The sequence below is a fragment of the Janthinobacterium sp. GW822-FHT07H10 genome (assembly GCF_058798675.1).
This window is the reverse complement of sequence record NZ_JBXAKS010000009.1, coordinates 56350-81559: the sequence shown is the minus strand read 5'-3', so window position 1 is coordinate 81559 and position 25210 is coordinate 56350. Positions and strand designations below refer to the sequence as shown.

19 protein-coding genes are annotated in these 25210 nt (G+C 64.0%); 10 read left to right on the top strand and 9 right to left on the bottom strand.

What is annotated here, in order from left to right; all coding sequences use genetic code 11:
• Positions 1–2: 2 nt before the first annotated feature.
• The 3 genes from AC1RDJ_RS19855 (at position 3) to AC1RDJ_RS19845 (ending at position 5876) form a co-directional block, all read left to right on the top strand.
• Positions 3–1199 carry an ABC transporter permease gene (locus tag AC1RDJ_RS19855; RefSeq protein WP_071325406.1) on the top strand — a complete coding sequence of 399 codons (1197 nt, stop codon included), beginning with the start codon at positions 3–5 and terminating at the stop codon, positions 1197–1199.
• Positions 1200–1393: 194 nt separating this feature from the next.
• Positions 1394–2287 carry an ABC transporter ATP-binding protein gene (locus AC1RDJ_RS19850; protein ID WP_071325407.1) on the top strand — a complete coding sequence of 298 codons (894 nt, stop codon included), beginning with the start codon at positions 1394–1396 and terminating at the stop codon, positions 2285–2287.
• Positions 2288–2297: 10 nt separating this feature from the next.
• Positions 2298–5876, top strand: a complete 3579-nt coding sequence (locus AC1RDJ_RS19845; protein ID WP_493028475.1) for an ABC transporter permease/M1 family aminopeptidase — start codon at positions 2298–2300, stop codon at positions 5874–5876.
• Positions 5877–5935: 59 nt separating this feature from the next.
• On the opposite strand, the gene AC1RDJ_RS19840 is transcribed toward AC1RDJ_RS19845, so the two are convergent.
• The 5 genes from AC1RDJ_RS19840 to AC1RDJ_RS19820 all read right to left on the bottom strand — a co-directional run bounded on the left by AC1RDJ_RS19840 (position 5936) and on the right by AC1RDJ_RS19820 (position 10611).
• Entirely contained in the window at positions 5936–6313 is a 378-nt protein-coding gene (locus tag AC1RDJ_RS19840; RefSeq protein ID WP_156894961.1) for a hypothetical protein, read from the bottom strand.
• A gap of 173 nt (positions 6314–6486) precedes the next feature.
• The gene (locus AC1RDJ_RS19835) at positions 6487–7950 is read right to left on the bottom strand and encodes a catalase (protein WP_493028474.1); all 1464 of its coding nucleotides are present in this window, start codon (positions 7948–7950) and stop codon (positions 6487–6489) included.
• 106 nt (positions 7951–8056) lie between these two features.
• Entirely contained in the window at positions 8057–8713 is a 657-nt protein-coding gene (locus AC1RDJ_RS19830) for a DsbA family protein (RefSeq protein WP_493028473.1), read from the bottom strand.
• 20 nt (positions 8714–8733) lie between these two features.
• Positions 8734–9603: an MBL fold metallo-hydrolase gene (locus AC1RDJ_RS19825; protein WP_493028472.1), complete on the bottom strand. Its 870-nt coding sequence runs from the start codon at positions 9601–9603 to the stop codon at positions 8734–8736.
• Positions 9604–9690: 87 nt separating this feature from the next.
• Positions 9691–10611, bottom strand: a complete 921-nt coding sequence (locus AC1RDJ_RS19820) for a LysR family transcriptional regulator (RefSeq protein ID WP_493028471.1) — start codon at positions 10609–10611, stop codon at positions 9691–9693.
• A 96-nt stretch (positions 10612–10707) separates the two neighbouring features.
• Between AC1RDJ_RS19820 and AC1RDJ_RS19815 the strand changes: the two genes are divergently transcribed.
• The 5 genes from AC1RDJ_RS19815 (at position 10708) to pcaC (ending at position 15698) form a co-directional block, all read left to right on the top strand.
• On the top strand, positions 10708–11385 hold the full coding sequence (locus AC1RDJ_RS19815) for a hypothetical protein (RefSeq protein WP_493028470.1): 678 nt from the start codon (positions 10708–10710) through the stop codon (positions 11383–11385).
• A gap of 114 nt (positions 11386–11499) precedes the next feature.
• Positions 11500–12951 (top strand): alkaline phosphatase, encoded by a 1452-nt coding sequence (locus AC1RDJ_RS19810; protein WP_071326714.1) that lies wholly within the window; start codon positions 11500–11502, stop codon positions 12949–12951.
• Positions 12952–13019: 68 nt separating this feature from the next.
• Entirely contained in the window at positions 13020–14405 is a 1386-nt protein-coding gene (locus tag AC1RDJ_RS19805) for an alkaline phosphatase (protein WP_493028553.1), read from the top strand.
• Between the two features lie 79 nt (positions 14406–14484).
• Positions 14485–15216: a hypothetical protein gene (locus AC1RDJ_RS19800; RefSeq protein WP_493028469.1), complete on the top strand. Its 732-nt coding sequence runs from the start codon at positions 14485–14487 to the stop codon at positions 15214–15216.
• Between the two features lie 83 nt (positions 15217–15299).
• Entirely contained in the window at positions 15300–15698 is a 399-nt protein-coding gene (gene pcaC / locus AC1RDJ_RS19795) for a 4-carboxymuconolactone decarboxylase (protein ID WP_493028468.1), read from the top strand.
• Positions 15699–15778: 80 nt separating this feature from the next.
• Here pcaC and AC1RDJ_RS19790 read toward each other — a convergent pair whose 3' ends face one another.
• From AC1RDJ_RS19790 to dprA, 3 genes are all read right to left on the bottom strand, one after another.
• Positions 15779–18448, bottom strand: a complete 2670-nt coding sequence (locus AC1RDJ_RS19790; protein ID WP_493028467.1) for a DNA topoisomerase III — start codon at positions 18446–18448, stop codon at positions 15779–15781.
• A 367-nt stretch (positions 18449–18815) separates the two neighbouring features.
• The gene (locus AC1RDJ_RS19785) at positions 18816–19280 is read right to left on the bottom strand and encodes a Smg family protein (RefSeq protein ID WP_071325416.1); all 465 of its coding nucleotides are present in this window, start codon (positions 19278–19280) and stop codon (positions 18816–18818) included.
• A 94-nt stretch (positions 19281–19374) separates the two neighbouring features.
• Complete coding sequence (gene dprA / locus AC1RDJ_RS19780) at positions 19375–20481, bottom strand: DNA-processing protein DprA (protein ID WP_493028466.1); 1107 nt, start codon at positions 20479–20481, stop codon at positions 19375–19377.
• A gap of 336 nt (positions 20482–20817) precedes the next feature.
• Between dprA and def the strand changes: the two genes are divergently transcribed.
• Complete coding sequence (gene def, locus AC1RDJ_RS19775; protein WP_493028465.1) at positions 20818–21360, top strand: peptide deformylase; 543 nt, start codon at positions 20818–20820, stop codon at positions 21358–21360.
• 228 nt (positions 21361–21588) lie between these two features.
• Positions 21589–22545, top strand: a complete 957-nt coding sequence (gene fmt / locus AC1RDJ_RS19770; protein WP_071325419.1) for a methionyl-tRNA formyltransferase — start codon at positions 21589–21591, stop codon at positions 22543–22545.
• Between the two features lie 70 nt (positions 22546–22615).
• Here the strand turns inward: fmt and AC1RDJ_RS19765 are convergent, their stop codons facing one another.
• Entirely contained in the window at positions 22616–25099 is a 2484-nt protein-coding gene (locus tag AC1RDJ_RS19765; protein WP_493028464.1) for an autotransporter outer membrane beta-barrel domain-containing protein, read from the bottom strand.
• Between the last annotated feature and the right edge of the window lie 111 nt (positions 25100–25210).

Sequence of the window (25210 nt, the reverse complement as noted above, 5' to 3'; positions counted from 1 at the left end):
CCATGTGGACCATCTATCTGAAAGAATTGCTGGAACTGACGCGCGACCGCAAGACGCTGATCTTCACGATCCTCATACCCATCTTCGCCATGCCGCTGATCTTTGGCGGCTTTGCCTATGTCTCGAGCAATATGTTCAAGAATGCCAAGACGGCGGAAATGCGCTACGCCCTGTTCGGCAAGGACCATTCGCCGGGCCTGAGCGCGCGTTTCGCCCAGCAGCACAACCTGCGCGAAGTGCCGCTGGCCAGCGAGGCCGAGATACGCCGCGCCATCGGCGACGACAGCATCAAGTTCGCGCTGGTCATTCCGCCGCGCTTTGAAGATACCTTGCTGCAACAGGAGCAGGCGAAGGTCACCTTGCATTACAACAGCGCCAGCACGGTCGATGTGACCCAGCAGCGGGTGCGCGAGATCGTCGACGCCTACAACGCCAGCCTGCGCGCCGACGCCCTGTCGGCGCTCAAGCTCAGTCCGGCCCAGCTGGCCTTCGCCCTCAACCCCATCGTGCTCGAGCGGCAATCGACGGCCGACGAGCGCGAGCAGATGGGCGCCATCATCGGCGGCATGGTGCCCTACCTGCTGCTGATGGTGTGCCTGACGGCGGCCATGTATCCGGCCATCGACCTGGGCGCCGGCGAAAAGGAACGGGGCACGCTGGAAACCCTGCTGCTGGCGCCCGTGCCGCGCAGCGCCATCGTGCTGGCCAAGTTCCTCGTGCTGTTTACCGTCGGCATGACCTCGGCCGTGCTGATGGTGGGCAGCATGGGTGCCCTGCTGGCCATCTTCGGCAGTTCGCTGGAAGGCCACATGGCCATCCTCGTGCATAGCATCGGCTTGCCCGACCTGGCCATGGTGACCCTGATGCTGGTGCCGACGGCTGCCATCTTCGCCTCGCTGCTGCTGTCGATCTCGATCTATGCGAAAAGCTACAAGGAAGCGGCCGGCCTGATCACGCCGCTGATGCTGTTTGTCATCCTGCCCACGGTGGCGGCCATGCTGCCCGGCGTCGAGCTGAACTGGATCTGGGCCATGGTGCCGCTGACGAATGTCTCGCTGGCCATGAAGGAGCTGGTGAAAGGCACCATGGATTACCGCATGTTCGGCGTGATCCTCGCCTCGACCACGGTCATCGCGGGCGCGCTGCTGATGCTGTGCCGTTGGTGGTTTAACCGGGAATCGGTTTTGTTCCGCAACTGACACTCACGCGGCGCGCCCGGAAAGGCCGGATCCGGCACGCCGTCCACCCCTGCCAATTGCACTCTGGGCACGCGAAAATGCCGTGTATCGCATGCAACTGCCCAGTACGTCTTAAATTCAATACAATGCCAGCATAGAGAAGCCCTGGACCGCCTGCCTGGCGCAGGGCCGCAACAGCATGAGTTAGGAGTTGTATGGAATTGCAGATCCGCAAATTGTCGAAAACCTACGCGAATGGCGTGGTGGCGCTGGACAACGTCTCGCTGACGATACCACCGGGCATGTTTGGCTTGCTGGGCCCGAACGGCGCCGGCAAGTCGACCCTGATGCGCACCCTGGCCACCTTGCAGGAATGCGATTCCGGCTCCGTCTTCTTCGGCGACTACGACGTGCTCGACGACAAGGACGAGGTGCGCCGCATGCTGGGCTACCTGCCGCAGGACTTCGGCCTGTACCCGAAAGTGACGGCCTACGAGCTGCTCGACCACTTTGCCACCCTGAAAGGCCTGTCGCAGCGGGCGCGCCGGCGCGAAGTGGTCGACGGCCTGCTGCAGCAAACCAATCTGTTCGACGTGCGCCACCAGCGCCTCGGCAGTTTTTCCGGCGGCATGCGCCAGCGCTTCGGCATCGCGCAAGCCCTGCTGGGCGACCCAAGACTGATCATCGTCGACGAACCGACGGCCGGCCTCGACCCGCAGGAGCGCGTGCGCTTCCACAACCTGCTGTCCGACATCGGCGAAGACAAGACGGTGATCCTGTCGACGCACATCGTGTCCGACGTGGCCGACCTGTGCGCCAACATGGCCATCATCAACAAGGGCCACTTGCTGCTGTGCGGCAAGACGCAGGAATTGATCGACGAGGTCAGCTACAAGATCTGGGCCCGCTTTGTCGACAAGAAGGAGCTGGCCAGCTTCCAGCAGCGCCACGCCGTCATTTCCACGCGCCTGCTGTCGGGCCGCACCCTGATCCACGTCTACAGCGACGAGGACCCGGGCGACGGCTTCGAGGAAGCCATCGGCGACCTGGAAGACCTGTATTTCGCCACCATTGCCGGGCGTCACCGCGTCGCCCCGCAGTGCGACTGAGGGGGCGGCCATGTTTGCCATCGCCCGCTTTGAAGCGCGACAGCGGCTCAAGCTGCTGTCCACCTGGGTGTATTTCGCCATGTTCCTGGCCCTGTCCATGCTGTGGATGGCGGCCGCCGGCGGCGTCTTCAAGGAAGCGAGCGTCAGTTTCGGCGGCAAGTTCCTGATCAACGCGCCGCGCTCGCTGGCATTTACGTGCAGCCTGCTGGGCTGCTTCGGCGCCGTGGTGGTGGCCGCCATGATGGGCCGCTCGGTGCAGCAGGATTTCGAGTACGGCATGCAGCATTTCTTCTTCAGTGCGCCGATCAGGAAATACCAGTATGTTTTCGGCCGCTTTCTCGGCGCCTACCTGGTGCTGGCCGTGGTGTTTTCCAGCATCGTGCTGGGGGCCTGGCTGGGCGCCTGGCTGCCCGGCATCGATCCGGAACGGCTGGGGCCGCAGCGGGCGCTGGCCTACCTGATGCCGTATGCGTTCACCCTGCTGCCCAACCTGTTCATCTTTGGCGCCATCTTCTTCGTCATCGCCGCGCTGACGCGGCGCATGCTGCCCGTGTATATCAGCTCGGTGGTCATGCTGATCGGCTACCTGGTGGCGCCGTCGCTGGCGCGCGACCTCGACTACAAGACCCTGGCCGCCCTGATCGACCCCTTCGGCACGACGGCGCTGATACGCCTGACGGAATACTGGCCGAATGCGGAGCGCAATACGCGCCTGGTGACGCTGGAAGGCGTGTACCTGCTGAACCGCGCCATCTGGTCCGGCTTTGCCCTCGTGGCCTTGCTGCTCGGCTACTGGCGCTTCCACTTCCATGCCTCACCCGACGCGGGCGCCTCGAAGCGCCACGGCGAGGGTGACGCCCCGCTGCGCCTGTCGAGCGCCTCGCTGGCGACGCAGGAAACGCCGGACTTCGCGCAACGCAACCTGGCTGCCCTGCTCGTCAAGCTGAGCTGGCTGAACCTGCGCGAAACCATCAAGAACATTTATTTTGTCGTCATCGTGCTCGCCGGCGTGCTGACCATGTATGCGGGCGCGCTCGACATGGGCTCCATGTATGGCACGAACACCTATCCGGTGACGGAAAAGGTGCTGGAAATGGTCAGCGCCTCGTTCGCCCTGTTCATGCTGGTGATCACCACCTTCTATGCGGGCGAGCTGGTGTGGCGCGAACGCGAAGCGCGCATCCACCTGATGCTCGACGCCCTGCCCGTGCCGAACTGGCTGCCGCTGCTGTCGAAACTGTTTGCGCTGATCGGCCTGCAAGCCTTGCTGAGCCTGGTCATCATGCTGTGCGGCATGTCGATCCAGATCGTCAAGGGCTATTACCGCCTCGATCCCGGCCTGTACGTGGAGTCGCTGTTCCTGTCGCACCTGCCCTACTACGTGCTGATCGCCGTGCTGGCCCTGTTCTTGCAGGTATTGATCAATCACAAGTACCTGGCGTATTTCGCCATGATTTTGTACTACATCGCCAGCGTCAGCGTGGGCTCGCTGGGCCTGGGCGACCCGCTCTTGCTGTACGGCAGCACACCGGACTTCGTGTACTCGGCCATGAACGGCGCCGGCCACTATGTGCTGCGCGAGCGCTGGTACCTGCTGTACTGGAGCGGCGCGGCCGTGATGCTGATGGTGCTGTCGCTGCTGTTCTGGCCCCGCGGCGCGCAGGACAGCTGGCGCATCCGCCTGCGCCTGGCCCGCCATGCGCTGACGCGGCCCGTGCTGGCCAGCTTTGCCGCCGGCCTGCTGCTCTTCGTCGGCGCCGGCGGCGTGCTGTTCTACGTCTTCCACGTGGCCAACGACTACAAGTCCGACTACGCGCGCGATGCGGACCGCGCCAGCTTCGAGCGCCAGTACCGCAAGTTTGCCGCCGCGCCGCAGCCGAAGGTGACCGACGTCAAGCTCGACGTGGCCATCTACCCGGCGCGCCGCACCCTGGTCGTCAAGGGCCGCTACGTGCTGCAAAACAAGACCAGCTTGCCGATCAGCCAGATCCTCGTGCAGCAAGACCCGAGCGCCAGCATGCGCCTGCGCTTCGATGCGCGCGTGCATCCCGGCCTCGATGACGGCCAGCTGGGCTTTTACAGCTACCGCCTGGCCGCGCCGCTGGCGCCGGGCGCCACCCTGGGCCTCGATTTCGACATCAGCTACGCGCCGCGCGGCATCTTCGGCCTGGGCCAGGACACGCCCGTGGTGGCCAACGGCACCTTCTTCACGAATGCCGTGCTGCCGCATATCGGTTACCAGGCGCAGCTGGAGCTGACGGACCCGCGCGACCGCAAGAAACACGGCTTGCCGGCGCGTGAACGGGCCCTGCCGCGCGACGATGCGAAGGGACTGGCCGAGAATTACGTCAGCAACGATGCCGACCGCATCAACTTCGACGCCACCGTCAGCACCGTCGACGGCCAGACGGCCATCGCGCCGGGCATGCTGGACAACGACTGGATCGCCAATGGCCGCCATTACTTCCATTACACGATGGAGCGGCCCATCCTGAATTTCTATTCGATCCAGTCGGCCCGCTATGCCGTCAGGCACGAACGCTGGCAGGATGTGGCCATCGACGTGTTTTACCATCCCGGACATGAGTACAACCTCGACCGCTTCGTGCGCGGCAGCAAGGAAGCGCTCGAGTATTACACGAAGCAGTTCGGCCCCTACCAGCACAAGGTGCTGCGCATCGTCGAGTTCCCCCGCTATGCCACCTTCGCGCAGTCGTTCCCGAACACCATCCCGTATTCGGAAGGACTGGGTTTTATCGCCAAGGTCGACGACAAGAATCCCAAGGACCTCGACTACCCGTTCTACGTCACGGCGCATGAAGTGGCGCACCAGTGGTGGGCGCATCAATTGGTAGGTGGCAACACGCGGGGCGCCACCGTGCTCAGCGAGACGCTGGCCGAGTATTCGGCGCTGATGGTGATGAAGAAAACCGCGGGCCCGGCCAAGATGCGCCGCTTCCTGCGCTATGACCTGAATCAATACCTGTCGGGCCGCAGCAGCGAACGCAAGAAGGAATTGCCGCTGGCCGAGAATGAAAACCAGGCCTACATCCACTACCACAAGGGCAGCCTGGCCATGTATTTGCTGCAGGACATCATCGGCGAAGACAAGGTCAACGGCGTGCTGCGCGACTTGCTCGCCAGCTACGGCCAGAAAGGCCCGCCGTACGCGAGCGTGACGGCCCTGATCGACGGCTTGCGCAAGGTCACGCCGCCCGAGCAGGCTTACCTGATCGACGATCTGTTCGAGAAAATCGTGCTGTTCGACAACCGCGCCCTGTCCGCCACGGCCACCAAACGCAGCGACGGCAAGTATGCCGTCACCGTGAAGGTACAGGCGGGCAAGCTGATTGCCGGTGAGCAGGGAGAAGAACAGGATGCGCCGCTGCACGACCTGATCGAGATCGGCGTCGATGACGCGAATGGCCATCCGCTGCTGCGCGAACGCCAGCGCATGACGGCGCGCGAGGCCAGCTATACGGTGATCGTGAATGGACGGCCGGCCAAGGCCGGCATCGATCCCGACAATAAATTGATCGACCGCAAGCCGGACGACAATATGGTGACGGTCGACCTGGCCGAGCCCTGACGAAAAATGGCCGCCCTGGACCGGCGGCCATTGTCATGTCTCGATACCTCAGGCCACTGTCAGGCCGCGACGGCCCGCGTGGCGATGCTCACGCTGATGCCCATCTCCGTCAGGTGCTGCATGTCGGCCAGGGTCAGGTCGAGCGGCGCATCGAGCGTATCGTCGCCGCGCAGCTCCAGCTGCAGTTCGGCCACGATGCGCGGCATGGTGAACGTGACGCCGCGCGAACGGCATTCGGCCAGGTAGCTGCGTATGCGCGAGGGCAAGACTTGCGACTTGGCCGCCTGCGCGATGATCACTTCGAAACCGGAATCGAGGTAGACGCGGCCGCCCGCCTTGGCCTCGCCCTTGCGCCATTCGCGTTCGGGATCGGAAGGCAAGACTTCGAGGATGGATTTGAGCGTGGGGTCATCCCCATGCACCGACAACTTGGCCATATTCATATTGCAAGACTTTCTAGTCAGGGCGCCGCCGACAGGGGCGCGATCATCAGACCGACAAGTCTACGCATGGACGACAAATATGTCCACATGGCAATATTTAATATCAACTGTTAATTTGTGCTATATCAACAACAGGCGGAACAAACCTGCTCCGCCTGTGTCGTGGATTACAGCGCTACGCCGCGCGCCGCCAGCGCCGCCCGCACGCCGGCGCCATACGCGGCATCGGCCCGGTCGAAATGCCCGAGTTGACGCTGCAGGGTTTCCGCGCGCACCTGGCTCAACGGTCCTGCCAGGTTATCGAACAGGTTCTGTCTGGCCTGGGCCGACATCAGGCGGAACAGATTGCCTGCCTGCGTGTAATCATCTTCCGCGCCGCGGCCATCGTAGCGCGCCGCGCCGCCATCCAGCGCCAGCGCCGGCTCGCCATGGCCCAGGCCTTGCGGCTGCGTGCCTGCCGCCGCCACGTTCGCATAGTTTTGCGCCGCGCCGCCATTGCTGATCGCCATGCTGCCGTCGCGCTGCTGGTTATGGAAGGGGCAGCGGGCCGCATTCACGGGCAAGTGCTGGTGGTTGGTACCGACCCGGTACAGCTGGGCGTCGTGGTAGGCAAACAGCCGGCCTTGCAGCATCTTGTCCGGCGAATACCCCATGCCTGGCACGGCGTTGGCCGGCGAAAACGCCGCTTGCTCGACTTCCGCATGGTAATTGTCGGGATTGCGGTTCAGCTCGAAAATCCCCACGGGCAGCAGCGGGAAGTCCGCATGCGGCCACACCTTCGTCAAGTCGAACGGGTTCCAGCCCGTGCGTTGCTCCCATGCATAAAGTTGCTCCTGCGTCGCCACCTGCAGCTTGACTTCCCACTGCGGGAAATCGCCGCGCGCGATGGCGCCGAACAGGTCGCGCTGGGCATAGTCGGGGTCGTCTCCCGCCAGACGGCCCGCTTCCGCCGCGGACAGGTTACGGATGCCCTGGCGCGTCTTGAAGTGCCATTTCACATACACGCGCTGGCCGTCGGCATTGACCAGGCTATACGTGTGGCTGCCGAAGCCATCCATGTGACGGTAGCCGTCCGGCGTGCCGCGGTCCGAGAACAGCATGGTGACCTGGTGCAAGCTTTCCGGCGCATGGCTCCAGAAGTCGAACATCATCTCGGCCGATTTCAAATTGCTGCGCGGATCGCGCTTTTGCGTGTGGACGAAATCGGGGAACTTGATCGGGTCCTTGATGAAGAACATCGGCGTGTTATTGCCGACCAAATCCCAGTTGCCCTCTTCCGTATAGAAGCGCACGGCGAAACCGCGCGGGTCGCGTTCCGTGTCGGCACTGCCGCGCTCGCCGCCGACCGTGGAAAAGCGGGCGAAGGTGGCCGTCTGCTTGCCCACTTCGGCAAATAATTTCGCCTTGGTGTAGCGCGAGATATCGTGCGTGACGGTAAAGGTGCCGTAGGCGCCCGAGCCTTTCGCGTGCACGACGCGCTCGGGAATGCGCTCGCGGTTGAAATGCTGGAGTTTTTCGATCAGGTGGAAGTCTTGCAGCAGCAAGGGGCCGCGGGGGCCGGCGCTGATGGAATTCTGATTGTCGGCGACGGGAATGCCCGAAGCGGTGCTGAATGGCGACTGTTGGCTCATGACTGCTTTTCCTTCGTTGTTGGCTGATGAAATCAGTGTAACGAGTGCAACAACAAAGGAAAAGCTAATTGATTTTATCGAGTCGATAGGTATTTGCAATGTCAACCTACACAGCGCAGCCGGCGGCGCCGCACGCGCCACCGAGCTGCGCCTGCCACTTCGCCGGCTGGCCCAAAAAGCCCCCGATATCGATCACGGACAGCTTGCCTGCGCCATCGTCGAGCACGAACGTGGGGAAGCCCTGGCCGCCCACCTGCGCCAGCAGGGCGCGGCTGGCGGCGATGTGCCGCTCGGTGGCGGCGCCAGCCTGCCGCGCATACGCGGCGTCGAAGGCGGCGCCATCCAGGCCCAGCTGCTGCGCCAGCACCACCAGCGCGGGCAGGTCGGCGATGCGCAAGCCTTCCACGTAATGGGCGCGCTGCAGGCGGTGCAGCATGTCCAGGCCCTTGCCGGCCAGGTCTTGCGCGGCCAGGATGGCCGTGATCGGCGGCTCGGAATCCATCGTGGCCGTGGTGTCGTTCAACAAGCCGTTCAGGTAGGCGTCGCCAAACGGCTGGCCCGACAGTTGCTCGATGCGCCGGTCATGCGGCAGCACATAGCCGCGCCATTCGGGCGTGATCTGGCGGCGATTGCTGCCCGTCATCATGCCGCCGCCGTGCAACGCCACCGTCAGGCCGGGCACGGCGCGCGCCGCCTCGACCAGCGGCGCGGCGCCATAGCACCAGCCGCACAGGGGATCGAAAATGTAATGCAAGACAGGCATGACGGCCTCCTTGTTGCCGCTTACCATTTCATCTCACCCTTGGCGACCTTGGCGCTGGTTTCCAGCGCGCCATCGAGGCCCAGCGCCGGATAGTGCTGCTTCATCGCTGCGATCAGGGCGTTGGAATTGGCGGCCTTCGCCGTTTCCGCCTCGAACGTCACCAGGTAGTCGCGCGTAAAGCCGATGCTGTCCGGCGTCAGCGGAGAGCCGACCTTGAAGTGGCCGGGCACGACGGTCACTGGCTTCAGTGCGGCGATGCCATCGAGGGTCTTGAGCCAGTCCTGGCGCGATTGCAGGCTTTGCGTATCGGCCGTCCACACGTGCAGCTTACCAAACAGCACCACGCCGCCGACGACGGCCTTGATCGACGGAATCCACACATAGGTGCGCGATGGCGTCGGGCCGGCGATGTCCAGCGACTGGCCTTCCAGCGTGATGCGCTGGCCCTTCAGCGCTTCCGGGATGACGATGGCGTGGGGCGCATTGTCTTTCAGGATCGGGCCCCAGTAGGCGACCTTGGCATCGGCCTTGCGGCGGATTTCCGCCACGGTTTCCGGCGTGGCAACGATTTTTGCCTGCGGGAAGGCAGCCTTGATCACGTCGAGGCCAAAGTAAAAATCAGGGTCGCTGTGGCTGATGTAGACCGTCGTCAGTTTCTTGCCGCTGGCGCGGATCTTTTCCACCAGCTTTTGCGCTTCGGCGCGCGAGAATTGCGCGTCGATCAGCACGGCGTCATGCTTGCCGGCCACCAGCACGGAAGCGACGGGGAAGATGGCCGCTTCGCCCGGGTTGAACACGTCCAGGGTCAATGGGGCGCTGGCGGCGGCCGAGGCGGCGCCGGCGGCAAACACGGTGGCAACAAGAATGCTGGTAATGGATTTGGAGAACATGATGCGCCTTCACAAGAAGTTGGGATGACTGCATCTTACGTTGCTCAATCCGGTAGAAAAACCCGGTATTTCGCAATAGTTTGTTGCCTAAATCGGTGCAATCAACAACTGTTCAGCCACCGCGCGCAGCCACTGCCCCGCCAGCGCGCCATCCCACACGAGCAGCACCTGCTCGCTGCAGTCGACGGCATCGGCCACCTCGACGCCCAGCAAATCGTGTGCGCGCACGGCGAAGTCCGGCAGATAGGCCAGCGCCCGGCCGGACTGCACATAATCGAGCAGCAGCTGCACGTCGTCGCTCCAGTAGCGGATGGTCCGCCCGGCCGTGCCGTGCCAGCCATCGGCGTGGCGGCCCCGCTCCTCGCCGCACAGCAGGGAATGCGTGGGACTGGCGAATACATGGCGCAAGACCTCGTCCAGGCTGCAGGGCACGCAGGCGGCCGCCGCCGGCACGCCGTGCGCCAGCGCATGCGAGCGCCCGGCCGCCAGCCGCATGCGCATGCTGCCCAGCGCCGTGCATTGCCAGCTGGCGGGCCAGTCGCCGCCACGCTGGGCGATGGCTTCCTGCGTCACCAGCGCCGCATGGCAATCGCCGCGCGCCAGGGCCGCCAGCGCCGCATCCTCGAAGGCGGGCTGCAGGCGCAGGCTGGCCTGCGGATAGGCATCCAGCGCCGAGGCCAGCGCCGCCGCATGGCGCCACAGCAGCAGGGCCGGGCCGGCGATGCGGGCATCGATGGCGCCCCGTGCGCCCATCACATCGTGGCGCGCCTGCTCGGCCAGCGCCAGCAAGGGGCGCGCCCGCGCCAGCAGCAGGCGGCCGCTGTCGTTGAGCAGCAATTGCTTGCCGGCCCGGTCGAACAGCGGCGCGCCCACGGCACCCTCCAGGCGGCGCAAGGCTTTCGACACGGCCGATGGCGTCACATGCAGTTCCAGCGCCGCCGCGCCCAGGGTCGGCTGGCGCGCGGCGCTGCAAAACACGCGCAGGTCGGCAAGGCTCATGCTCATCATGATTTCCAGACAGGATACAAAAAGTGAAAAATGGTTGCTGTACCGTTCATGATACCGCCCCTATCATCGTGGCATTCCAACTCATCGATCAAAACCATGCTGCGCGCCCTCTTCCTGTCCCTGTTCCTGTTCGCTGCCAGCCTCGCCCACGCCACGCCCCCGACCTGGGGCGTGCACGGCATGGTGCTGTTTGGCGGCCAGCAAGGGCTGTATGCCTCGCATTTGCCGATGTTCCATGCGCCCCACGACTACCAGGTGGTGCTGCAAGTGCGCCTGGCCGACCCCGCCCTCGATGCCCGGCTGCGCGCGCAGCTCGATGGCCGCACGGCGCTGTGGACGCTGGAACCCGAGCGCTTCGAGCTGGCGCGCCTGCTGCCGGACGCGCCGCAGCCGCTGCGCCAGTTCCGGGCCACGGTGGTGCGCGGACATTTCGAAAAGGATGGACAAGCCGAACCGGGCTACGCCGATGCCGCCATCGTCGTCGAGCGCGTCCTGCTGATGCGCCAGCTCTCACCGGCACCCGCCGTCAGCGCCAGCGCGCGCTACCTGCAGGTGGGCGACGGCACGCAGCGCTTCCTCGTCAAGCGCATCGACAGCCGGCCCGATTTCGAGCATATCGTCGCCTGGACCAGCGCTGCGCAGGCGCCGCATGGCGATATCGTGGCGAGCAAGTCGGGCGTGCAGGAAACCCCGGCGTCCGTCTTGCGCACGCGGCTGGGAAAAACGGCCACCTTGCGCGGCACGCTGTATTTTTCCACCGAGGATGTGCGCTAAAACCACATCACCGGCCGCGGCGTAGCGCCGTGGCGCAAGCTGCTACAGCGTCATGAGGGTGTCACATTGGATTGCTATCTTGCTAGCTCTTTCAAACCTAGCCGGATGAACCACATGACACGCAGAAAAATTTCCGTCGCTGGCTGCAGCGTCGCCATCACCCTGATGCTGGCCGCCTGCGGCAGCGACAGCAAAAAAGAAGACGTTGCGCCAGAAGCGCCGCCGAAAAATGTCATCTTCTTCCTCGGCGATGGCATGGGCCTGACCACGATGACGGCCGCGCGCATCTATTCGGTAGGCGAAGACGGTTCGCTGACCATGGACACCCTGCCGGAAACGGCCTTCGTCAAGACCTTCTCGAACGACGCGCAAGTGACGGACAGCGCGCCGTCGATGGCCGCCTACATGACCGGCGTCAAGATGAACAATGAAGTCATCTCGATGTCGGCCAACACGGTCGCCATCGATCCTGGCACGGACGCCAACGGCAACAAGCTGGTCAACAAATGCGGCAGCGGCAACGGCACGCCCGCCACCACCCTGCTGGAACTGGCCAAGGCCAAGGGCTTCGCCGCCGGCGTCGTCAGCACGGCGCGCGTGACGCACGCCACGCCGGCGGCCACCTATGCGCACATCTGCCACCGCGACCTGGAAAACGATATCGCCGCGGCCCTCGTGCCGGGCGGCACCGGCTACAACGGCGCGCTGGGCACCACCGGCCTGGAAGTGGTCCTGGGCGGCGGCGCACAATTCTTCAAGCCGTTCAAGGACGGCGGCAAGCGCGCCGACGGCCGCGACCTGGTGGCGGAATTGAAAGCGAAGAGCTACACCATCGCCAACACGGGCGCCGACTTCAAGGCTGTCGATGCGACCAAGACGGAGCGCCTGTTCGGCGTGTTCACCTCCAGCCACATGAGCTACGACCTGGACCGCGACGCGGCGAAAGAACCTAGCCTGGCGGAAATGACCACCAAGGCCATGGATGTGCTGGCAAAAAACAAGAAGGGCTACTTCCTGATGGTCGAAGGGGGCCGCATCGACCATGCGCTGCACGAAACGACGGCCAAGAAGGCCCTGCAGGACACGGTCGCCTTTGACAGCGCCATCAAGGCCGCCATCGAAAAAGCCAAGGTCAGCGACCCGACCCTGGCCAATACCCTGATCGTCGTCACGGCCGACCATGACCATACGCTGGTGCTGAACGGCTACGCCAAGCGCACGGGCAAGACGGCCGCCGGCAACCCTGGCGTGCTGGGCGTGGTGAAGAACTACGTGACCGGCGCGGTCGAGAAGGACCTCGATGGCGCACCGTACTCGATCATCGGCTTCGGCAATGGCGAAAACCGCACGCAATCGAGCCGCGCCGCCATGGCCAGCCTCGACGAAACCGTCACCAGCGCCAATGCCTACCACCAGGAAGCGGTCATCCGCACCACGGCCGGCAATGAAACGCACGGCGGCACCGACGTCTTCCTGGGCGCCATCGGCAAGGGTTCGGAAACCTTCCTGGGCACCATCGACAACACCAAAGTATTCGGCCTGGTCAAGACCGCCGGCGGTCTGTAATCCCCAAGAGACAAGAATTGGACAAGCATATGAAACCCGCATTGAAACCCGCCGCACTGAAATCTGCCCTGAAACTCTCCTTGCTGACCACGCTCGTGGCGGCCAGCGTTGCCAGCGCCTACGCCGCCGACGCCAAGAACGTCATCTTCTTCCTCGGCGACGGCATGGGCCCGTCCGTCGTGACGGCCTCGCGCATCTACAAATACGGCGAAGACGGCAGCCTGACGATGGACACGCTGGAGCGCACGGCGCGTATCAAGACGTTCTCGAACGATGCACAAACGACGGACAGCGCGCCGTCAATGGCCGCCTACATGACCGGCGTCAAGATGAACAATGAAGTCATCTCGATGGCGCAGGACACGATCGCCAAAGAGCCCAGCCGCGACGCCAACGGCAACCTGGGCGTGGACAATTGCCCGGCCGGCGGCAAGACCGTGCCGACCATCCTGGAACTGGCGAAAGCCAAGGGCAAGGCCGTGGGCGCCATCACCACCACGGAATTGACGCACGCCACGCCGGCGACGACCTTCTCGCACATCTGCAACCGCAATGCGCAATACGCGATTGCCGCGCAAACGGCGCCGGGCGGCGCCGGCTACAACGCGGCCCTGGGCGACGGCGTCGATGTGCTGATGGGCGGCGGCCGCAACCACTTCACCCCATGGTCGGCCAGCAACAAGTATGGCCGCGCCGATGGCCGCAACCTGTTGACGGAATTTGCCGCCAAGGGCTACACCGTGGCCGCGACGAAAGCGGAAATGGCGGCGGCGCCGAGCGGCAAGAAGTTCATCGGCCTGTACAGCACCCGCAGCCACCTCGAATATGAGCTGGACCGCACCGCCACGCCGCCGCTGGGCGAAGGCGCGACCCAGCCTAGCCTGTCGGAAATGACGCTGAAAGCCATCGACTTGCTGTCGAAAAACACGAACGGCTACTTCCTGATGGTCGAAGGCGGCCGCATCGACCACGCCTTGCACGGCATCAATGCCAAGCGCGCGCTGACCGATACCATCGCTTTCGACGACGCCATCAAGGCCGCCATCGCCAAGATCAAGGAAACCGATCCGACCCTGGCCAACACCTTGATCGTCGTCACGGCCGACCACGACCACACCCTGGCCTTCAACGGCTACGGCAAGCGCGGCAATCCTATCCTCGACATCAACCGCGGCTACAAGGATAACCAGCCAAGCAAGGATGCCGATGGCAATACCTACACCACCCTGGTATTCGGTAACGGCCCGAACCGCCCTGACCTGCGCAGCAACATCGACAGCGCCACGGCCCTGAAAGACAATTACCTGCAAGAAACAGGCGTACGCCTGGCCAGCGAAACCCACGGCGGCGGCGACGTCAAGCTGCTGGCCACGGGCGCCGGCGCGAAGACCTTCAAGGGCACGCTGGACAATACCAAGGTGTTCGACCTGCTGAAGGCGGCACTGGGCTTCTGATGTAGCACCAGCAGCGTAACCCCACCGGGGCGGATGGCAGGATTGCCCTCCGCCCCCTTTGCACAATAAAGGCAACACCATGAAACCGACCCTGATCGCCATCCTCCTCGCCGCCGGCTTCGCCGGCCCGGCCCAGGCCGCCGCCCCCGCCGCGCCTGTCGACCTGGACCTGGGCATCACGTATTACAGCCGCGTGCTGACGCCGGAAGGCGTGACGCGCGAAAGCCGCTACGAAGAGAAGATGCTGCGCCGCCCCGGCCACGTGTGGGTCGAGCGCGTACTGGCGCCGGCCACCGATGCGCATGCGGGACATTCGCATGGCGAAAACAAGAAAGTGGCGCTGAAAACGACGACGGCGGCCACGCAGCATGAACACAAGCACTTCAATCCCGTGCTGATTCCCCGCCACGTGGTGCTGGAAAAGAACACGGTGCGCGTGGAATACATCGACGCGCACGACAAGATCGTCGTCGCCATCCCCAAGGCCGAGTACGAAAACGTCAATTTCGACGGTTCCTGGGAAAACAGCTTTTATCTGCTCGATCCGAAACTGGTCACCGCCATGCCGCTGTCGAAGCAGGCGTCCAACGTGCCGGGCGCGCGCTGGCGCGAAGTGGAAAAGAACGGCGTGTTCCAGCGCATCCTGTGGGACGAGCAAAAGCAGATCCCGCTCGTCATCGAAAGCGGCGACCGCGCGAACACTTTCTATCGCCGCGTCGACGTCAAGCTGCAGCCGACCGTGAGCAAGGCGCAGCCGTGGGCGAACCTGCAGAACTACGCGCAGCGCGAATACTCCGACTATCTCGATTAATCGCGCCACACGGCGCCATGCCGCGCTTGACCACCGTTTGCCCGCTCGCTAGTATCTGAAGCGTACAGCAACGGGAGCGCGGCATGGATGAACAATTCGAGAATGGTTTGCGCATGCGCAAACAGGTGATGGGCGACGCCTTTGTCGAGCGCGCGTTTGCCCAGGTCGACGCCTTCACGGCCCCCTTGCAGGAATTCGTCACGCGCAACGCCTGGGGCACGACCTGGTGCCGCGACGGCCTGGACCTGAAAACGCGCAGCCTGGCCACCATCGCCATGCTGACGGCCCTGGGACGGGTCCAGGAGCTGCGCGGCCACGTGCGCGGCGCCGTCAACAATGGCGCCTCCATGCAGGAGATCCAGGAAGTGCTGCTGCACGCGGCCGTGTATTGCGGCATGCCGCTGGCCATCGACGCCTTCCGCTCGGCGCATGAAGTGCTCCGGGAAATGGGCCTGGTGGAGCCGGCCGCGCCGCCAGCCTGATCGGGGGACACCAGGTCGTGACATAAAAAAAGCCAGGGATCGCTCCCTGGCTTTTTTGCGCTGGCCCATGCCGCCGCGAATTACTCCGCCGCTGCCGCCGCCTTCTTCGCCGGCGCCTTCTTGGCGGCCGGTTTTTTCACGGCCGTCGCCTTCTTCGCTGGGGCTTTCTTCACGGCCGCCGCTTTCTTGACCGCCGTTTTCTTCGCTGGCGCCGCGCCTTCTTCGCCCTCGACCTCGGCGGCTGCCGCCTTGGTCTTCGCGCCCGGCTTGGCCTTGCGCTCTTCAAACTCGAAGCTCACCTTGCCATCCTTGCCGCGCACGAGGAAAGCCTTGAACGGACGGCGCGTGCGCTGCGATACAAAGCCCGGCAACAGGTCGGTCTTGCCATCGTTGAGCAGCTTCGCCATTTGTTCCGGCAAGATTTCCTGCTGCAAGATGATGCGGCCGCTGCGGAAATCACACGTCTTCGGTTTCGCCACGCTGTGCTCGCACACATAGGCCAGGCCCATTTCATACACGCCGGCGTTGCACTTGGGGCACGGTCCCACGGGCGTCTGGCCCGTGAAATCGACGCCTTCGCCATCTTCGCTCTCGTCGTTCTGGCCGAAATCGAATTCCAGCTTGAAGTTCTTGATCTCTTCATCGCGCACGATGCGCAGGATGGCGGCAAACGGACGGCCCATCTTCGAGCGGAAGCCTTGCAGCGGGCCGATGGTGCGGTCCTTCAGCAATTGCTCCACTTCCGCGATTTCGAACTGGCGCGAACCCGGTGTCTTGCTCATCGAGAATTCGCACTTGGTGCAGGCGAAACGGCGGTAGTTTTCCTTCACCACGCCGCTGCAGTTCGGGCATGGCGTTTCCAGGGTGGCGTAGTCGCCAGGAATCGTGTCATTGTCGTATTCCTTGGCGCGCTTGACGATGATCTGCGTCATCTGCGCAATTTCACGCATGAATTCTTCGCGCGAAATCTTGCCTTTTTCCATCTGCGACAGCTTGTATTCCCACTCGCCCGTCAGCTCCGGCGCCGTCAATTCATTGACGCCCAGGCCTTTGAGCAAGGTCATCAGCTGCGATGCCTTCGCCGTCGGAATCAGTTCGCGGCCTTCGCGGATCAGGTAACGCTCCGTCAGCAAGCCCTCGATGGTGGCGGCGCGCGTCGCTGGCGTGCCCAGGCCCTTGCCGGCCATCGCATCGCGCAGCTCGTCGTCGTCGATCAGTTTGCCAGCGCCTTCCATGGCCGACAGCAAGGTCGCCTCCGTGAAGCGCGCGGGCGGTTTCGTCACCAGGCCATTCGCGCTGACGCTTTCCGTCTGCACTTTTTCGCCCTTGGCCACAGGCACCAGGTTGCCGTTGCCATTGCTTTCCTTGTCGGCGTCCGTCGATGCTTCCTTGCCGTAGATGGCCAGCCAGCCCGGATTGGTCATGACCTTGCCTTCAGTCTTGAACTGGTGGCCGGACACTTCCGTGTAGCGCGTGGTGACCTGGAATTCCGCAGGCGGGAAGAACACGGCCATGAAGCGGCGCGTGACCAGGTCGTACAGCTTCTGTTCCGGCTCGGACAAGTTTTTCGGTGCGATCGTCGTCGGGATGATCGCGAAGTGATCCGAGATCTTCGTGTTGTCGAAGATGCGCTTGTTCGGCTTGACCCAGCCCTTGTCGATGATCTGCTTGGCGAACTGGTGATAATTGCTGTTGTCCTTGACCGTTTCCAGCGCCTGCAGCACGGTCGGCATGTAGTCTTCCGGCAGGTGGCGCGAATCGGTACGCGGATATGTCAATACCTTGTGCTTTTCATACAGCGCCTGGGCCAGGCCCAGGGTGTTCTTGGCCGAGAAGCCGAAACGCGAGTTCGCTTCGCGCTGCAGGCTGGTCAGGTCGAACAGGCCAGGCGCCATCGAGGTGGTCGGCTTCGACTCTTCCGTGACGATGCCTTGGCGGCCGCGGCAGGCGGTGGCGATCGAGTCGGCAGCCGTCTTGCTCCACAGGCGCTCGGCGCGCTTCTCGGGATCGTTCTCGTCCTTCTTGAATTTCGTGTCGAGCCAGCGGCCTTCATAGATGCCGGCCGCGCAGACGAATTCGGCGCGCACTTCCCAGAAGTCGCGCGGCACGAATTTTTTAATTTTATCTTCGCGCTCGACGACGATGGACAACGTCGGCGTCTGCACGCGGCCCACGGTGGTCAGGTAAAAGCCGCCTTCTTTCGAATTAAACGCCGTCATGGCGCGCGTGCCATTGATGCCGATCAACCAATCGGCTTCCGAACGGCAGCGGGCCGCATCGGCCAGCGGCAGCATTTCCTCGTCGCTGCGCAGGTGGGCGAAACCGTCGCGGATGGCGCCCGGCGTCATCGACTGCAGCCACAGGCGCTTGACCGGCTGCTTGGCCTTGGCGTTTTGCGCGATCAGGCGGAAAATCAGCTCGCCTTCTCGCCCCGCATCGCATGCGTTGATGAGGGTGGTAACGTCTTTGCGTTTGATCAGCTTGTTTAATACTTTGAGGCGCGCTTCCGTCTTGGCGATCGGGTTCAGCGCGAAATACGGTGGAATCATCGGCAAGTGCGCGAAACTCCATTTGCCGCGCTTCACGTCGAATTCTTCCGGCACGGCGATCTCCAGCAAGTGGCCGACCGCCGACGACAGGACGTATTCATCCGATTCAAAGTACTCATCGTGCTTGGTAAAGCCGCCAAGCGTCTTCGCGATATCGTTCGCGACAGAAGGCTTCTCGGCGATGATGAGGGTTTTTGTCATATTTTTTAGTCTCGAAAAATGCTCTAGGATAGTTTCAGCATGCGCATCATACAGTGCATTGCCAGGCGCCGACGCTTTTGTCTGCGCAAGGCCTTGTGACTTGTGGTCTTGTCAAGCGGCCAATGATAAGCGCCTATTGAAGAATTCGGCAAGTTATCTGCGAGCAAGAATGCGCCAGCGCAAACACATAGGGTCAGCGTGCACGCCGGTGCAGCACATCGTAAAGGAGATGGCGCGGCGGCGGCGCCAGGGTCAGGCAAACAGCTGCAGGAGACGCCGCAAGCCGGCATAGAGTCAGGGCCAGGCGCAGCGGCGCAGGCAGTAGCTGGTTCGGCAAGGCGCTGCAACGCCGCCATGGGCATGGTGATTAGTGCAGCAAGCGCGGGGGGAGGTCTTCATCGTCGACGAACAGGTCGTCGAACATCAGCGCATCCGGTTCCTTGCCCTGGCTCCACAGCAGCATCAGCACGATGACTTTCAGCTTGCCCAGCGAGACGGGCGCCTCGTCGAGCGCCAGTGCCCGTTCGATGACGATTTCGCGCTGCAGCGGCGAGAGCACCTTGGCGCTTTCGAGGAACTGGATGAAGCCGACGGCGGCCGTGCCCAGCACGTCGCTTTCCTGCTGCACGTAAAAGCGCGTGCCTGTCGCGCTGGCCGTCAGGGTTTGCTCGACGCCGGCCATGGCGTTCAAGTCCGTCAGCCAGACGAGCGCCTCGGAAATCTCCACGTCGTCAAAACCGACGGCCGACAGTTTGCGCGCCAGGACTGCCGGCTCGGGGCAGGCATCGGGGCGATAGTAAGTCTCGTAGAGGTACACCAGGATATCGAACATGGCTCTACTCTAGCAGCTAAGTTCGCTGCGACACAAGGGCGCGCACCGACAAAGCGCCCCCGTGCGGCGTGGCCGCCACACAAGTGACAAGCTGTCATTTGCAGCGTTGAAACAGTCCTCCCGGCAAGCGTTCGGCCATGCCCGCCAGCTCCAGCGCCAGCAATTGCCCCATCAGTTCCCCCATGGACAGGCCGCTGCGCGCGGCCAGGCTGTCCGCATCGACGGGATCGTGGCCCAGCGCGGCCAGCAGCGGCGTTGCCGCCGCGTCGGCCTGCGCCGGCACTCCGGGAGAGCCGCCCTGCCACTGCCATTCCTGCAGCACGTCGTCGGCCGACTCGACCAGCTTGGCGCCCTGCTTGATAAGCGCATGGCAACCCTTGGCCAGGGTGGAATGTATGGAGCCGGGCAAGGCAAACACGTCGCGCCCCTGCTCGCCGGCCAGGCGCGCCGTGATCAATGAGCCCGATTGCGCCGCCGCCTCGATCACCAGCACGCCGCGCGCCAGGCCGCTGATCAGCCGGTTGCGGCGCGGAAAATTGCCCGGCATGGCGGGCAAGCCCAGCGCATACTCGCTGACAATGCAGCCGTGTTCGGCAATTCTTTGCGCCAGATCAAGGTTACGTCGCGGATACACGAGATCGGCGCCCGTGCCGATCACGGCCACCGTGGCGCCCGCGCCGCGCAAGCCGCCCTCGTGCGCGTGCGTGTCGATGCCCAGCGCCAGCCCGGAAATGATGGTCAGTCCCGCCGCGCTCAGCGCTTGCGCGAATGCGGCCGCGTTCTGCATGCCTTGCGCGCTGGCATTGCGGCTGCCGACGATGGCCACGCCCGGGCGCGACAGCAGCTCAACGCGGCCGCGCACATATAACAACAGGGGCGGATCGGCAATTTCCAGCAGCAGCGGCGGATACGCGCCATCGGCCAGGGTCAGCACGGCATTGCCTGGCTGTTGCAGCCATTGCAGGGTGAGTGCCAGCTGGCTGTTGGCGAGCGGCTTGGGCGGCTGCACGATGGCGCGCGCCACGCCGGCCGGCACCACCTCGCGCAAGGCCTCGAACGGCGCGGCAAAGATCTCCGGCGGCAAGCCGAAGCGGGCCAGCAAGGCGCGCGCCGCCACCGGCCCCACGCCGGGCAAGTGCTGCAGGCGCAGCCAGCCCGCCAGTTCGCTGGCCTCGTCCGCCGCCGTTGCAATTGTCTGCATGATAACCTCGCTCCATGCTCGCCCGGTGCCCGCTCAGTGCTGTGCCATTCCATGCTAGCGCCATGGCGCGCACGCGATGCCGACGCGCGCAAGGATGCGTGCAATGGCCGTGCAAAACGGCCCGCCATCCACAGCGCCATGGGCGTCTGTGATAAAATTTCCCTTTGCAGCAGACAAATCGACGCACTGGCAAACGCATCTGCCGCGCCGTTGCGCCACACGCACCCAACCGTAGCGTACTCAGACACTCAATAACAATCCGCCATGCCATCGCGCGCATGGCCCAGGCATGAATTATCCGGCGCACCGGCGCCCACCTTAACCAGTCGAATCCGTATGTCCATATTAAATATCCTGCGTTACCCCGATCCTCGCCTGCACACGGTCGCCAAGCCCGTCACCGCCTTTGACGAGCGCCTGCAAACCCTGATCGACGACATGACCGAAACCATGTACGACGCCCCGGGCGTGGGCCTGGCCGCCTCGCAAGTGGACGAGCATATCCAGATGATGGTGATCGACATCACCGAAGAAAAAAACCAGCTGCAAGTGTTCATCAACCCGGAAATCACCTGGGCCAGCGATGAAAAGCAGGTGTACGACGAAGGCTGCCTGTCCGTGCCTGGCGTCTACGATGGCGTCGAGCGCCCGGCCCGCATCAAGGTGCGCGCCCTGGACCGCCACGGCAAGCAGTTTGAACTGGAAGCCGATGGCTTGCTGGCCGTCTGCATCCAGCATGAGATGGATCATCTGCTGGGCAAGGTATTCGTCGAATACCTGTCGCCGCTCAAACGCAACCGCATCAAGACCAAGATGATCAAGGAAATCCGTGGTCTCGAGCGCGAAGCAAGCTTGCGCGCACAGAACCGTCGCTTCTAAGAACACCCGACCAGACCTGCTGCGCGTCGCGACTTGCGGCCTGCGATGCTGCCTCGGCGGCCCCGTGCAAAGCACCGTTCCGCATCTCCGCCACAATTCGCTTCCGCTCGCTACGGTTTTGTAAGGTGTGAAAGGTGCTTTTGCAAGACTGCTGATAAACTGACCGTCTTACCACGCCAGCCTGGCGCCCTCGGGCGCGGGCCTGCGCACCTCACGTCAAGGAACCATATGAAAGTGATCTTCGCAGGCACGCCTGAATTCGCCGCCACGGCACTGAAGGACTTGCACGAAGCGGGCTTTGAAATTCCGCTGGTGCTGACCCAGCCGGACCGCCCTGCCGGACGCGGCATGCAGATGCACGCCTCGGCCGTCAAGCAGTACGCGCAGCAGCATGGCATCGAAGTGCTGCAGCCGCTGTCCCTGCGCATGGACAGCAAGGACCCGCAGCGCGCCGCCGAGGCGAAAGCGGCCCACGAGCGCCTGCTGGCCCTTGACTACGACGTGATGGTGGTGGCCGCCTACGGCCTGATCTTGCCGCGCAGCACGCTCGACATCAAACCCTGCATCAATATCCACGGTTCATTGCTGCCGCGCTGGCGCGGCGCCGCGCCGATCCACCGCGCCATCGAGGCCGGCGACGACGAGACGGGCGTGACCATCATGCAGATGGAAGAAGGCCTCGACACGGGTCCCATGCTGGCCATCGAGCGCACGCCCATCGAGGCGGGCGACTCGACCGCCACCCTGCACGACAAGCTGGCCACCCTGGGCGGCAAGATGATCGTCGACACCCTGCGCAAGATGCAGCAGCAGCCGCTGGAAGCCGTGCCGCAGCCGGAAGCGGGCGTCACCTATGCGGCAAAGATCGCCAAGGACGAGGCGGCGCTGGACTTCAGCCTGCCGGCGCTGGAACTGGGCCTGAAAATCCGCGCCTTCAATCCGTTTCCCGGCGCCTGCGGCCAGGTCGATGGCGTGACCATCAAGATCTGGGCCGCCGACGTGCTGGAAGCGGACAGCAAGGAAGCGCCGGGCCAGGTGCTGGCGGCCGATGCCCAGCATGGCATCATCGTGGCCTGCGGCAATGGTTCTCTGCGCCTGACGCAATTGCAGAAACCGGGCGGCAAGCGCCTGCCGGCCGCCGAATTCATCAAGGGCTTCCCCCTCGAAGGCAAGCGCTTCGTTTAACACGGCGGTGCTACGCACATAAAAAAAGGGCTTGCCGCGGCAAGCCCTTTTTGTTATCCGGCCATGGCGCTTAGCGGCGCATGACCTTCATCAGGCGGCCGCCGACGGACGACGACAGGCTGACCTCGAAGCGGCCACCGGCCGGCAAGGCGCTGACGTCAACGCTGGCGTTGCCACCAGTCAACTCACTGGCGATCACCGTCTTGCGGCCATCGGCGGCCACGTGCAGCACGGCCGCATACGGCTCGGCCTGCGCATTCCAGGCCAGCACCAGCTTGCCGCCACTTTGTGTGACATCAAAGCTCGCATCGTTGGCAGCGGCCTTGCTGCGGCGGGCCGGACGCTCCAGCTTGGCCAAGGCCTTGCCTTTTGACAACACTTCCACATCGCTGATCTCGCCCGGGTTGGCGAAGCTGACGCGGAAATGGCTGATGGCGCTGCCGCCATGATCGGCCAGCGCGACGGCATCGAAGGGCAAGTCGATAGTCTGTCCTGACGCCGTCAGCAGGCGCAGCGTGTACGCCTGGCCGCTGCTGCCGGCAGCGGCGCCGACGCGCGCGGACGAGGCAACGGCCGGGCGCAGCGCCACGCCGGCCGGCGTGATGCGGCCGGAAATGGTCAGGTAGCCATTCTCGGCCACGGACATGCTGGCGGCCAGCACATTGCTGCCCGTGATCTGCCGGCTGCTCTTTTCCAGGAACTGCTGCACGCGTGCATAGCTGTAGTCGGAGAACCAGGCGCCGCTGCAATAGCTCATCACGTCCTTCATCGGCGTGCCCGCGCCATAGGCGGCCTGGCTCAGCTGGCCGAGGCTGCCCGCATAGCTGCTGTTATACAGCGGCTGCGGTCCCAGGTTGCCATTGGCATACGGATAATCGGTCACGGCGTTGGCGGGGCCGCCGCAGGGAACGTGGGAAAGCGAATGGTTGTGGCCCAGTTCATGCACGAGCGTGGTCAGCCATTCAGGCCAGCTATTGCCGAACGGGTCGAGCGCCGCGATGCTGTTGAACTTGGCATCCAGGCCGATGGCCGACGTGAAATCGCTGCCGCCGGTGCGCAAGTTGATGTACGCGAGGCCGGCGGAACGGTTGACGGACATTTTCGGCACGAAACCATAATAGTAGGCGCCGTTGTCTTCCTGGACACGGTTACGTTCCAGTTCTTGCAGGGCATTGCTCCACCAGCTGTCGGCCGTGCTGCTGCCAGGCATGCTCAGCGGCGCGCGCGTGCTGATGCTGATGTTTTCCGCCGCATACGGATACACGCGGGTCAGCGCGGTACGGATGGCCTCGGCGTCAGGCAGCTGCGCCACGCCATCGTCAGTGCTCAGCGGCACCAGCACCAGGCGAATGCGCGCCGCGCTGGCCACGGCCGGTGCCGCCTCCTGGCTCACTTGCGTGCCGTCGTTGCCCACGGCCGTCACGCGCACGCGCACGCCGGGCAGAATCCAGCCCGCCGGCAAGACGCCGCTGAAGTTGCCGTTGAAACTGTAATCGCTTTTTCCTGTCGGCAAGATGGCGGGACCGGTCATGTTGACGCTGCCCAGGTTGCTGCCATTGGCCGCCGTGGCGGTCAGGGTAACGGCAGGGCTGGCGCGGCCAGCCTGGGTGCCCAGCACGGACACGCGCACGGCGGCCGACTTGCCGCGCGTCAGGCGCAAGGCCGTATCGCTGGCGTTCAGGTTGAGTACCTGTGCGAAATCAATGCTGCCCAGGGTAAAGGCCGCCACCGTGCCCGCATTGACGGCAACGCGCGAGGCGGCCGACAACAGCACATTGCCCGTCGCCGTGGCTGGCGCCGACAAGACCAGCTGGCCGGCGCTGGCGCTGACGATGCTCGCCGGCGTGCTGCCCACCGAGGCCGAACTCACCTGGTCGAGGTTGCTACCCTGCACCGTCACCGACATCGTCGAACCGCTGATCACCGTCGAGATCGACGTCACCGTCACACTCGCCAACACCGTGTAGGTATCGTTGCTGATCACGTCGTTGTAAGGGCCGCGCACCGTCAGCAGTCCCGTTACGGCGCCCGCAGGCACGACCACGGTGACGCTGGTGGCGCTCTGGCTTTGCGGGGTCGCCGCCGCGCCGTTGCCAAACTGCACGCCCGTCACGGCGCCCATGCCGCTGCCCGCGATGGTGACGCTGGACCCCACGCCGCCCGTCGCCGGGGCGACGCTGCTGACGGTCAAGGGCACGTACACATTCACGTTATAGCTGGTGGCGGCCGTGCCGCTGGCACTGACCAGGCTCAGCGCACCGGCGACGGGCACGCCCGGCATGACCAGGGTGACGCTGCCATCGCTGGCTGCGCTGGTGGCGACCGTCACGCCGGCCACCTGGAAAGCCGTCACACGGCTGAGATTTGCGCCAGTGACGACGAGGCTGCCGCCAACGGCCACATTCGTTGCCGAAACGGCCGTCACGGCGGGAATGACGGCAGGGTTGCCCGAGCTGGTCGCCACCACCGTGTCGCCGCCGCCACCGCCTCCTCCGCCGCCGCAGGCGGACAGGCCCAACGCGAGAAACAATGCAATCAGCAAATGGTTTTTCATGGCTGGCAACCTAGGGCACGCAGTGCGCCGGCAAGGGAAAGACGGGAGAAATGTGACATATCGGTGACTTTTGGTGAGAATTTAATTTCCGGGAACCAATATTATCGGTCA

What these genes read in the sequence shown, in the direction of transcription:
- AC1RDJ_RS19855 (WP_071325406.1), top strand. Translation starts at nt 3, where the DNA reads ATGTGGACCATCTATCTGAAAGAATTGCTGGAACTGACGCGCGACCGC.
- AC1RDJ_RS19850 (WP_071325407.1), top strand. Translation starts at nt 1,394, where the DNA reads ATGGAATTGCAGATCCGCAAATTGTCGAAAACCTACGCGAATGGCGTG.
- AC1RDJ_RS19845 (WP_493028475.1), top strand. Translation starts at nt 2,298, where the DNA reads ATGTTTGCCATCGCCCGCTTTGAAGCGCGACAGCGGCTCAAGCTGCTG.
- AC1RDJ_RS19840 (WP_156894961.1), bottom strand. Translation starts at nt 6,313, where the DNA reads ATGGCCAAGTTGTCGGTGCATGGGGATGACCCCACGCTCAAATCCATC.
- AC1RDJ_RS19835 (WP_493028474.1), bottom strand. Translation starts at nt 7,950, where the DNA reads ATGAGCCAACAGTCGCCATTCAGCACCGCTTCGGGCATTCCCGTCGCC.
- AC1RDJ_RS19830 (WP_493028473.1), bottom strand. Translation starts at nt 8,713, where the DNA reads ATGCCTGTCTTGCATTACATTTTCGATCCCCTGTGCGGCTGGTGCTAT.
- AC1RDJ_RS19825 (WP_493028472.1), bottom strand. Translation starts at nt 9,603, where the DNA reads ATGTTCTCCAAATCCATTACCAGCATTCTTGTTGCCACCGTGTTTGCC.
- AC1RDJ_RS19820 (WP_493028471.1), bottom strand. Translation starts at nt 10,611, where the DNA reads ATGATGAGCATGAGCCTTGCCGACCTGCGCGTGTTTTGCAGCGCCGCG.
- AC1RDJ_RS19815 (WP_493028470.1), top strand. Translation starts at nt 10,708, where the DNA reads ATGCTGCGCGCCCTCTTCCTGTCCCTGTTCCTGTTCGCTGCCAGCCTC.
- AC1RDJ_RS19810 (WP_071326714.1), top strand. Translation starts at nt 11,500, where the DNA reads ATGACACGCAGAAAAATTTCCGTCGCTGGCTGCAGCGTCGCCATCACC.
- AC1RDJ_RS19800 (WP_493028469.1), top strand. Translation starts at nt 14,485, where the DNA reads ATGAAACCGACCCTGATCGCCATCCTCCTCGCCGCCGGCTTCGCCGGC.
- pcaC (WP_493028468.1), top strand. Translation starts at nt 15,300, where the DNA reads ATGGATGAACAATTCGAGAATGGTTTGCGCATGCGCAAACAGGTGATG.
- AC1RDJ_RS19790 (WP_493028467.1), bottom strand. Translation starts at nt 18,448, where the DNA reads ATGACAAAAACCCTCATCATCGCCGAGAAGCCTTCTGTCGCGAACGAT.
- AC1RDJ_RS19785 (WP_071325416.1), bottom strand. Translation starts at nt 19,280, where the DNA reads ATGTTCGATATCCTGGTGTACCTCTACGAGACTTACTATCGCCCCGAT.
- dprA (WP_493028466.1), bottom strand. Translation starts at nt 20,481, where the DNA reads ATGCAGACAATTGCAACGGCGGCGGACGAGGCCAGCGAACTGGCGGGC.
- def (WP_493028465.1), top strand. Translation starts at nt 20,818, where the DNA reads ATGTCCATATTAAATATCCTGCGTTACCCCGATCCTCGCCTGCACACG.
- fmt (WP_071325419.1), top strand. Translation starts at nt 21,589, where the DNA reads ATGAAAGTGATCTTCGCAGGCACGCCTGAATTCGCCGCCACGGCACTG.
- AC1RDJ_RS19765 (WP_493028464.1), bottom strand. Translation starts at nt 25,099, where the DNA reads ATGAAAAACCATTTGCTGATTGCATTGTTTCTCGCGTTGGGCCTGTCC.